The 10,011-nt window shown below is 38.7% G+C and carries 8 protein-coding genes; 5 read left to right on the plus strand and 3 right to left on the minus strand.

What is annotated here, in order from left to right; all coding sequences use genetic code 11:
* Nucleotides 1-26: 26 nt before the first annotated feature.
* Nucleotides 27-1,955 (minus strand): ATP-binding cassette domain-containing protein, encoded by a 1,929-nt coding sequence (locus F936_RS04955; protein WP_005045347.1) that lies wholly within the window; start codon nucleotides 1,953-1,955, stop codon nucleotides 27-29.
* A 253-nt stretch (nucleotides 1,956-2,208) separates the two neighbouring features.
* Between F936_RS04955 and F936_RS04960 the strand changes: the two genes are divergently transcribed.
* The 4 genes from F936_RS04960 (at nucleotide 2,209) to erpA (ending at nucleotide 6,291) form a co-directional block, all read left to right on the plus strand.
* On the plus strand, nucleotides 2,209-3,213 hold the full coding sequence (locus F936_RS04960) for a putative solute-binding protein (RefSeq protein WP_005045349.1): 1,005 nt from the start codon (nucleotides 2,209-2,211) through the stop codon (nucleotides 3,211-3,213).
* A gap of 254 nt (nucleotides 3,214-3,467) precedes the next feature.
* On the plus strand, nucleotides 3,468-4,475 hold the full coding sequence (locus tag F936_RS19170; RefSeq protein WP_003656045.1) for a putative solute-binding protein: 1,008 nt from the start codon (nucleotides 3,468-3,470) through the stop codon (nucleotides 4,473-4,475).
* Nucleotides 4,476-4,826: 351 nt separating this feature from the next.
* Nucleotides 4,827-5,831, plus strand: a complete 1,005-nt coding sequence (locus tag F936_RS04970; RefSeq protein WP_005045351.1) for a putative solute-binding protein — start codon at nucleotides 4,827-4,829, stop codon at nucleotides 5,829-5,831.
* A gap of 124 nt (nucleotides 5,832-5,955) precedes the next feature.
* Nucleotides 5,956-6,291: an iron-sulfur cluster insertion protein ErpA gene (gene erpA, locus F936_RS04975; protein WP_003656048.1), complete on the plus strand. Its 336-nt coding sequence runs from the start codon at nucleotides 5,956-5,958 to the stop codon at nucleotides 6,289-6,291.
* 61 nt (nucleotides 6,292-6,352) lie between these two features.
* On the opposite strand, the gene F936_RS04980 is transcribed toward erpA, so the two are convergent.
* Both F936_RS04980 and F936_RS04985 read right to left on the minus strand, forming a co-directional pair.
* On the minus strand, nucleotides 6,353-7,195 hold the full coding sequence (locus tag F936_RS04980) for an alpha/beta fold hydrolase (protein ID WP_005037775.1): 843 nt from the start codon (nucleotides 7,193-7,195) through the stop codon (nucleotides 6,353-6,355).
* Nucleotides 7,196-7,323: 128 nt separating this feature from the next.
* Nucleotides 7,324-8,451 carry an anhydro-N-acetylmuramic acid kinase gene (locus F936_RS04985; RefSeq protein ID WP_005045355.1) on the minus strand — a complete coding sequence of 376 codons (1,128 nt, stop codon included), beginning with the start codon at nucleotides 8,449-8,451 and terminating at the stop codon, nucleotides 7,324-7,326.
* 61 nt (nucleotides 8,452-8,512) lie between these two features.
* Here F936_RS04985 and tyrS point away from each other — a divergent pair, with 61 nt between their 5' ends.
* Nucleotides 8,513-9,745, plus strand: coding sequence for a tyrosine--tRNA ligase (tyrS, locus tag F936_RS04990; protein WP_017390183.1), 1,233 nt, complete (start codon nucleotides 8,513-8,515; stop codon nucleotides 9,743-9,745).
* The last annotated feature ends 266 nt before the right edge of the window (nucleotides 9,746-10,011 follow it).

The raw sequence follows: 10,011 nt of genomic DNA on the forward strand, positions 1-10,011 counted from the left end.
TCGGCTTTTTTATTTTGAAAAATAGATTAATCAAAAGAGGCTTCCATCTCTTCTAATTCCATCATAAGTTCTAAAAGCTGTTCTTCATATTGCTCAAGTTTAGCTTTCAGTTCAGTCTGTTCATTCATAAGCTTGAGTAGATCATCCTTACGTGCTGCATCATATAAAGATGTATCTGCTAAAGACTCTTCAATTTTGGCAAGTTGTGGTTGAAGTTTCTCAATTTGAGACTCAATTTTTTCAATATTTTTACGAATAGGTCTGGTTTGTTCACGACGGCGAGCTGCTTCTTTACGCTGTGCTTCTTTATCGACTTTAGTGGGAGTAGGAGCAGCAGAGGAAGAATTATTCTGTGCTACAGCAGTCTGAGCATTAATTAGTTGCTGACGTGCTTCACGTAGCCATTTTGCATAATCCTGTAAATCACCTTCGAACTCGGTACATTTACCGCCGTGTACCAAAAGAAGCTCGTCACAAACACTTGCAATGAGTTGACGTTCGTGGGAAACCAGCACGACAGCGCCTTCAAAATCTTGTAATGCCATGCTTAGTGCATGACGCATATCAAGATCTAAATGGTTCGTCGGTTCATCCAGAATCAAAACATTTGGGCGCTGCCATACAATCAGTGCGAGGGCCAAACGAGCGCGCTCTCCACCAGAAAAGGTTTCACATGGCGTATCCATGCGTTCACCACTAAAGCCAAAACTACCTAAAAAAGAACGTAAGGTCGCTTCACTAATTTGTTTACCTGCTAAACGGGCAATTTGTAACATTGGAGTAGCGTGGCCATCTAAAGCATCCATTTGGTGCTGTGCAAAGTAACCAATATTAAGTAACTCTGACGCCTTGCGTTCACCAGCTAAGAGCGGTAAATCACCCACTAAGCTCTTAATTAAGGTGGATTTACCTGCGCCGTTCATACCAAGTAAACCAATACGAGAGGTTGGTGTAATTTGTAATCTGATTTTTTCTGCTATTTGTTTATCGCCATAACCAATGCTGGCATTGTCTAAAGTCAGTAACGGCGAACTCATTTTGGTTGGTTCGCGGAAACTAAAAGTAAAAGGTGTATCAATATGAGCTGGAGCGAGCTCTTGCATGCGCTCAAGTTGTTTAATTCGACTTTGTGCCTGACGAGCTTTAGTCGCTTTTGCTTTAAAACGGTCAATAAATTTTTGTAGGTGAGCACGTGTTTCTTGTTGCTTCTCAAAAGCTTGTTGCTGCTGAGCAAGACGTTCACTACGCGTGGTTTCAAATGTAGAGTAATTTCCGGTGTAAAGGGTGAGCTCCTGATTTTCAATATGCAGAATATGATCTGTAATCGCATCTAAAAAATCGCGGTCATGCGAAATTAGGATGAGTGTACCTTCATAGGCTTTAAGCCAATCTTCTAACCATAAAATTGCATCTAAGTCTAAGTGGTTTGTTGGTTCATCCAGTAATAATAAATCTGAACGGCTCATTAGGGTACGCGCCAAATTTAAACGCATACGCCATCCACCAGAGAAACTCTCAACGTTCAAACGCAATTGATTTTCTAGAAAACCAAGACCAGCCATAAGCTGAGCTGCTTTAGAGGGCGCTGAATAACCATGAATTTCATCAAAGCGGCCATGCAATTTAGCCAATTCAAAGTCACTCAGTTGATCTGGTTGAGCAAGCTTATTTTGAATATCCCAAAACTCTTCATCACCTGAGAGAACAAAATCAATTGCAGGCATGTCTAGTGCTTTTATTTCTTGCGCCATATGCGCCACGATCCAGCCTGAAGGACGAGTAAGTGAACCTTCATCTGCACCTAAGCTACCTAGTAACGCTGCAAATAAGGTTGATTTACCTGCACCATTGACCCCAGTCAGACCAATTTTCCAACCTGGGTGTAATTGCATAGACGCTTTTTGAAATAGAATACGTCCACCGCGGCGTAAAGAAACTTGGTCAAATTGAATCATCTTATTGTATCGAGGTGAGTGAGGAATGCCGTATTTTAAAGAGAACTGCCGATGAAAACAAAACTTTCCGGATTTTAGTTAGAAGCGGACAACAATTGTATACATCGAAATATTCTAGGTTCAGCTATTCATCCGAAATATCTTCAATATTGAACAAGATAGAACACTTTTTAAAAAAAATGACTAAAATAAAAACAGTTTAAAGTTTGGTTGATTAATGAGCTACTAATAAAACTAGACTAAGGAAAGTCAAATGAAAAAAAGATTGGGGATAATTAGTGCAGTATTTTGCTGTGCTATGGGAACAGCACATGCGGGACAAAATGTGTGTGTATTTGATTTATTAGGAAAGTCAGGTGAATCTTATAAAATGATGGAAGAGTGGGCGCTTGCAGCAAAGGACTGGCAAGCTGATATCACCTTAATTCCATTTCAAGATGAAGCTCTGGTGGACCGTAGGCTTCGTGAAGGTAAATGTGATGCTGCTTATATGACCTCCATGCGGGCACGAAACTATAATAAATTTGCAGGTTCTATAGATGCGATTGGTGGGGTAACCAGTAATGCTATTGCGCAAAAAGCGATTAGTTATATTTTAGATAAGCGTAATAAACATCGTATGGTGACTGCACAAAATGGAACGAATTATGAGGTCGTTGGTATTGTTCAGATTGGTCTGGCATATTTATTTGTAAGAGATAAAAACCTGAATTCCATTGAAAAAGTTCGCGGTAAAAAATTCGCTATTTTGCATTATGACCTTGCTCAAAAAATTATGGTAGAAAGTGTGGGGGCGCAGCCTATTCCTTCTGAAATTAATGATTTTGTGAAAAAGTTTAATAGTGGACAAGTCGATGCAATTGCTGCACCTGCTTATGCTTATAAACCACTAGAGATTGGCAAAGGTATAGGCACTAAAGGGGCCATGTTTAATTTTCCAGTGGTGAATGTTACTGGAGATTTAATTGCGAGAACTGATAAGTTCCCTACAGATTTTGGCATAAAATCACGTGATTGGTTTATACAAAAATTACCTCAAAACTTTGCCATGATAAAGCGGTTAGAAATGGGCGTACCGTCAAAAATTAGAACGAATTTTTCAGCAGAAGATAAAACCAAATATCAAAAACTTTTAAGAGAGGGGCGTCTCAACTTAACCAAACAGGGTGTATATGATGCGACCATGATGAGTGTACTTAAGCGTGCTCGCTGTACAGTCGAACGGACAAATTTTGAATGTACGCTTAATGGAGAGTAGATTATTTTTTCATCACAAAAACCCTACATATATTTCCATACTGAATATGGGTATGAAAATTGTGAATATAAAAAGTAACTTACGGAAACGTAGAGATTTTTATCGCTAATAAATAATTTAAATTGAACAAACAATGGTTCAATTAGATAAAAAAATTGAGTAAATGCTCTATTTTTTTCTAAAAAACATGATTAATATCTGTCTTTGAAAGGAAACTTCAAACAAAAAATCTGTTCCGTGGAAGGATGAAGAAAATGAAAAAAATCGTACTTGCTATGGCTGCCGCTTCTGTTGTTGGTTTTTCTGCTTCAGCGCAAGCAGCGAGTACCGTGTGTGTATTCGACCTCTTAGGAAAAGCAGGCGACTCATATAAAATGATGGAAGAATGGGCTCTAGCTGCAAAAGGCTGGGGTACTGAAATTAACTTGGTACCTCGTCAAGACGAGGCTGTTGCTGATAATGATTTTAAAGCGGGTAAATGTGATGCTGTAGCAATGACAGCAATGCGTGCACGCCAATATAACAAATTCGCAGGATCTATCGACTCACTTGGCGGTGTTCCAAATAACCAAATCGCTCAACGTGCAATTACCTATGTATTAGATGCACGTAATGCTGCAAAAATGACCACTAATATGGGTGGTAAAAAATACGAAGTAGCTGGTATTTCTCCGCTAGGTTCAGCGTTCATTTTCGTACGTGACAAAAACATTAACTCTGTTGAAAAAGCTGCGGGTAAAAAATTCGCTGTATTAGGTTATGACGATGCACAAAAAATTATGGTGCAGCGTGTAGGTGCTCAAGCAGTTCTTTCTGATATTTCAAACTTTGCTGCGAAATTTAATAATGGCCAAGTAGATATGGTAGGTGCGCCTGCTTATGCTTACAAACCATTAGAATTAAATAAAGGTTTAGGTGCAAACGGTGTAATGTGGAACTTCCCTGTATTACACGTTACAGCTGATCTAGTATTACGTTCTGATAAATTCCCAGCTGGTTTTGGTCAAAAATCTCGTGACTGGTTTGTTAAACAGTTGCCTAAGAACTTTGCAATGATCAACCGTTTAGAAGCTCAGATTCCTGGCAAATACAAAATGAATTTAAGTGCAGAAGACAAACTTAAATATCAAAAAATGTTGCGTGATGGCCGTATGGATTTAACTAAACGTGGTGTTTACGATGCAGGAATGATGTCTGTATTGAAAAAAGCGCGTTGTTCTGTAGACAAGGCTAACTTTGAATGTTCAATGCCTGGTGAATAATCTTAATTTTTCTCAGAAAGCCTAGACTTAGTTCTAGGCTTTTTGTTTTGTATATGCTGTCAATTCTGCCATTGTGGATAACTAGAAAGACGTTAAGCTAAATTTAGATAAAAACTTCATAAGGAAACATGAAGGTATAAAAATGGATCAAGGACTTCTGTGATTAAAATAATTGCTAATAGATAGACGACTATCTATTTTTGATGGAAATAAAATCATAAAAGCAAAATGGATCTGTAAAAATATCTTCAATATGATTTTTTATATGAAGCCTATCCGACTCATACCATATTGGTGTGAAATTTCTTGGTATCGAAAAACAAAAAATTCCACAAGGAAAGGAAAAAGAATATGCAATTTTCCAAAATGCTATTACTTGCGATGGGACTGACCACAGTTTCTTTTGCAGCTCAGGCTAAACAAACAGTATGTGTTTTTGACTTCGTTGGTAAAAATGGTGATGTATATGCGCTGATGAAGGATTATCAACTTGCAGCAAAAAACTGGGGAGCTGATATCGAACTGAAAGTAAACCAGAATGAAGCCGTTATTGCTGAAGATTTTAAAGCAGGCAAATGTGATGGCATTAGTGTGTCAGGCATGCGTGGTCGTCAATTTAACTCCTTTACAGGGTCATTAGATGCAATTGGGGCCATTCCTGACCTCAAGCTTGCTGTAAAGGTAATGCAGGGTTTAGCGAGTCCGACTTTTAGTAAATATATGGTTAACGGCCGCTATGAGGTTGTAGGTGTTATTCCAGTTGGCGATGCTTATCTTTTAGTAAATGATCGCAGCATCAATACAGTAGCGAAAGCTGCAGGTAAAAAAATTGCTGTACTTGACTATGATGAAGCTCAAAAAATTATGGTTCAGCAGGTAGGTGCGCAGGCTGTTAGTGCTGATATAACAAATTTCGGTGCTAAATTTAATAACCATCAGGTAGACATTATTGGTGCACCTGCGTCAGCATTTAAACCTTTAGAACTACAAAAAGGTTTAGGAACAAAAGGGGCGATCGTGAACTATCCGATCTTACAGGTGACAGGAAATATTATTATCCGTCCTGATAAGTTCCCAGCTGGTTTTGGTCAGAAATCTAGAGAGTGGGTTTCGGGTCAGTTACCACGTGCCTTTACGATCTTGGGTAAAATGAAAGCTGATATTCCACAAAAATACTGGATGGATGTTCCACCAGCAGATAAACCGGGTTACCAAAAGCTGATGCGTGAGTCACGAATTAGCCTTACACAACGTGGTGTGTATGATAAACGTATGATGAAACTATTATGGCAATTCCGTTGTAAGCAAGATGCTAAAAACTTCGAATGTGGCTTACAAGACGAGAATTACAAATAATCTTGATAAAAATACTCAAGATTCGCTTTAAACTTCGAAGACAGACCCTATATTGATTATGCTATACTCAATATAGGGTCTTTTTTATTTTGAAAGGCACAGCAAAATCCGAGGAACAATCATCATGAATGCCCAAGCTCTAGTTTTGACAGATAATGCTGCCAATAAGGTACGCCAACTCCGTGATAGTGAAGGGAATGACGATCTCATGTTACGTGTATATGTAACGGGAGGCGGATGTTCAGGGTTTTCATATGGCTTTAATTTTGCTGAAAGTGTAAATGAAGATGATGCAGAATTTGTTAATGGCGATGTAAAAATGCTTGTTGATTCACTCAGCTATCAGTATTTAATTGGCTCAGTGGTTGATTATGTAGAAGGCCTTGAAGGTTCACGTTTTATCATTCAAAACCCGAATGCAACAACAACATGTGGTTGTGGTTCTTCATTCTCGATTTAAAAAGAATTTTAAAATTAAAAAAACCTCTCTATTTTGAGAGGTTTTTTTATTGGTCAGAACATTATTTTTTACGGACAGATTCTAAAAAGTATTGCACCAGTTCAGGTGCATTCTGATATGGAATCCAATGCGAAGCATCCATAAAAACTGCACGATAACTATTTTTAAAATAACTTGAGTTTAACTTGGCACTTTTTTCTGTAACGGCAATATCATGTTTACCCCAAATAAAAAGAGTAGGGACATTTATTGTTTTAAACGGATTTTGAGGTTTATCCCAAAAAAAGCCACGATACCAATTCAATGCCGTACCTAATCTATTTTCCTTTATAAACTCGGTCTCGAATGTTTCAATTTGCTGCTCGGTCATGCCAGATGACTGAAGAAATTTACGACCTAATTTAGGCATCTTTTTAAATAGAACCTCAGGAAGAAGAGGAAGCTGAAAAACTGCAAAATAATAAGATTTAAAAAGTTGTTTGCTGCTTAAGCAGGCTTTTAAAAAAGCAGCCTGATGGGGTACAGAAACTAAAGTGAGATGTTGAATATATTGTGGATACTTCATTGCAACGCCCGAAGCGATTACCGATCCCCAGTCGTGCCCTATTAAATAGACAGCTTGACCCAGTTGCTTAATAAAAATTGCAACGTCTTCTACCAGTTCACTCAGTGAATATTGAAATCGGCTTTGAGGTCTAGCATTTAAACTATAGCCCCGTTGATGAATTGCAAGTGTTCTAAATTGATGCTGATGCAATAATTCCGAGGTTTGTTCCCAACTATGAGCAGTTTCGGGAAAACCATGCAATAAAACAACAAGTGGGCCATCAATAGGGCCTGAATCAATCACATCGAATGTCCAGTCGCCACGCGTGTACTGATGGATACGTTTGGTCAGATCCATGATGACAGTGCCTCAAATTATTTTTGTTGGCACTTATCATGAGTTTTTATGCTCATTTAAATAACAGCATTTCGGGTCAGTAAATGTGCTATGAGGTCGAATCTTACCAAACAAATCAATAAATAGTTTTATACCGCCGTGATCGTCCCTAGAATTCTGAAATCCGAAGCACCTGTTACTGCTGGCAAATTACCACTTAAACCATTCATAAAACGCATTGCTAACCATGCAAATGCTGTAGCCTCGACCCAAGTAGGGGAGAGTCCTAAAACATCTGTTGGTTGAACTGACCAATTATGCTTACGTAAACGCCAGCGTAATTGTTCTAATAAATAAGAGTTATAAGCACCACCACCACAAACATATACTTCACCTGTTTCCATCTCTGAGCGATAAATCGCTTTTTGAATAGCACGCACAGTGAGTTTTAATAAGGTGGCTTGGACGTTTTCAGGTGTGTCTTCTAACTCATCATAAGTTAGATCGTTTCGCCAATCGATTAACTGATCATCCAACCAGTCAATATTGAAATCTTCACGTCCCGTACTTTTCGGTGGTTCTTTAGAAAAATATTCATGTGCATGAAGGCGATCGAGTAAAGAGCGGATAGGGTGCCCATAAGCTGCCCAATCACCATTTTCATCATATGGATGACCAGTATGACGATGACACCACGCATCCATCAAAATATTTGCAGGACCTGTATCAAAACCAAATACGCCGTCTGCATTGTTGGCAGGCAGCATACTCACATTAGCAATACCACCCAAATTTAAAATCACACGATGGATACTTGGATGTTGAAATAAGGCCTGATGGAAAGCAGGCACTAATGGTGCACCTTGACCACCTGCTGCCATATCTCTACGACGAAAATCTGAAACAACTGGAATTTGAGTGATTTCGGTAATGATATTGGGATCGCCAATTTGTAGCGTAAACCCATGTTCTGGACGGTGACGAATGGTTTGCCCATGTGAACCAATCGCTTTAATTTGACTGCGATCTAATTGATGTTTTTCAATAAGAGTATTAATCCCGTGACCAATCATTTTCGCTAGAGCAACATCAGCTTTACCCATACGATCAATTTCATTGTCATCAGGTAAAGTTAATGCCATAAGCTCATCACGTAACTCGGGTTCAAATGGAACTGTAAGAGTGGCATGAAGCTGTAGTGGCTCAAATGAAGCCGCAACAATATCCACACCATCCATACTAGTGCCAGTCATTACGCCGATATAGATTGCGCTCATATGCAACTTCCCCTGCAAGACGCTGAAAAAATGTTAGTATATCGCACAAATTGAATAACTGATGTGTTTAGGTTTTGTGATGTCAAATTTCTTGCCCGCCGAAGAACAGCTTGCCCTCATCCAACGAGGCACGCACGAAATTATTTCAGAAGAAGATTTACTGAAAAAGCTCAAAGAGAACCGTCCCCTTAAAATTAAAGCTGGTTTTGACCCTACAGCACCAGATTTGCATTTAGGACATACTGTTCTTATTAATAAATTAAAAACGTTCCAAGATTTGGGTCATGAAGTGACCTTCTTGATTGGTGACTATACTGCCATGATTGGTGACCCAACTGGTAAAAGCGCAACCCGTCCGCCGTTGTCACGAGAACAAGTAGAAGCCAACGCTAAAACTTATCAAGAACAAGTTTTCAAAATATTAGATCCGCATAAAACAAAAGTACGTTTTAACTCAGAATGGTTTAATCAGAAGTCTGCTGCTGACCTTATTCAGTTGGCAAGCCAACAAACCGTATCTCGTATGTTAGAGCGTGACGACTTTACAAAGCGTTATAGCAACCATCAGCCGATTGCAATCCACGAGTTTTTATATCCTTTAGTTCAAGGCTATGACTCTATTGCACTTGAAGCTGACGTAGAGTTAGGTGGTACAGACCAGACCTTTAACTTACTTATGGGGCGTACTTTACAAAGTCGTTATGGCCAAGAATCACAAGTGTGTATCACTGTACCGATTCTAGAAGGTTTAGATGGCGTAAATAAAATGTCTAAATCTTTGGGTAACTATATTGGCGTATTTGATACACCAGGGGCAATGTACCAAAAAGTTTTATCAATGCCTGATTCTCTAATTGAACGCTATTTCGATTTACTCAGCTTTAAATCTCTAGATGAGATCAAAACTTTATTAGATGAAATTGCTGCTGGTCGTAATCCACAAGAAGTAAAACGCATCCTTGCGCTGGAGCTCGTTGAACGTTTCCATGATGCAGAAGCTGCAGCTAATGCACATAAAAGTGCTGGTAACCTTATTACAGAAGGTGAAGTACCCGAAGACACCCCAGAGGTGACTATTTCACGTGGTGAGTTTGGTGGAGAAATCTTTATTGCTACGATTCTACGTTTAGCTGGCCTAAATCCGAATGCAGCAGCTGCAAAAGATGCTGTAGCTCGCGGAGCAGTAAAAGTTGACTGGAATGCTGTTGATGCAAGTTTCTCTGTAAAAGAAAACGGTACTTTCATTATTCAATCAGGTAAGAAAGCAATTGCTCGTGTAACGTTCACTGACTAAGAAAGTTGTGTAGTGATAAAAAGCAGGAGTAATCCTGCTTTTTTATTTAAGGATCATAAAAACAATTCAGCGTTCCACGTGGAACAATCTAAAGATCAGTAATTCAGTAATAATAAAAGAAGTAAATTAAAAATAAGAAGAAATATAGAGTGGGGTAGAGTATTTGCTCTATTATTTCTTTGGAATCTTTGGAATCTTTGGAATCTTTGGAATCTTTGGAATCTTTGGAATCTTTGGAATCTTTGGAATCTTTGGAATCTTTGGAA

This window comes from Acinetobacter calcoaceticus DSM 30006 = CIP 81.8 (genome assembly GCF_000368965.1).
GTDB classification, from domain to species: domain Bacteria; phylum Pseudomonadota; class Gammaproteobacteria; order Pseudomonadales; family Moraxellaceae; genus Acinetobacter; species Acinetobacter calcoaceticus.